Here is a 358-nt window from a genome sequence, read left to right as displayed (position 1 = left end):
TTGTCCCCTTCGTCTAGTGGCCTAGGACACCGCCCTTTCACGGCGGTAACAGGGGTTCGAGTCCCCTAGGGGACGCCATTTTCAACAAGCAGCTCGAAAGGTCTGCTGCGCCGCGAGGCGAAAAATCTGGGGCTATAGCTCAGCTGGGAGAGCGCTTGCATGGCATGCAAGAGGTCAACGGTTCGATCCCGTTTAGCTCCACCAATTTACAGGTTTAAGGTTCCGGCCACACCGTCCTTGAATCGACCGATCTCAGCTCGGTCAGTTGTATAGAAGGTTTGTGTCCCCTTCGTCTAGTGGCCTAGGACACCGCCCTTTCACGGCGGTAACAGGGGTTCGAGTCCCCTAGGGGACGCCA

At 57.3% G+C, this 358-nt stretch carries 3 tRNA genes; all 3 read left to right on the top strand.

What is annotated here, in order from left to right:
- The first annotated feature begins 2 nt into the window (after positions 1-2).
- The 3 genes from BW43_RS07720 to BW43_RS07730 all read left to right on the top strand — a co-directional run bounded on the left by BW43_RS07720 (position 3) and on the right by BW43_RS07730 (position 358).
- Positions 3-78 (top strand) — tRNA-Glu (locus BW43_RS07720).
- 50 nt (positions 79-128) lie between these two features.
- Positions 129-204 (top strand) — tRNA-Ala (locus BW43_RS07725).
- 78 nt (positions 205-282) lie between these two features.
- Positions 283-358: transfer RNA gene (locus BW43_RS07730), tRNA-Glu, on the top strand.

It is taken from the genome of Pseudomonas sp. RIT357, from assembly GCF_000632245.1.
Classification (GTDB): Bacteria; Pseudomonadota; Gammaproteobacteria; order Pseudomonadales; family Pseudomonadaceae; genus Aquipseudomonas; species Aquipseudomonas sivasensis.
The sequence above is the reverse complement of the archived record's forward strand: the minus strand, read 5'-3'. Positions and strand labels throughout refer to the sequence as shown.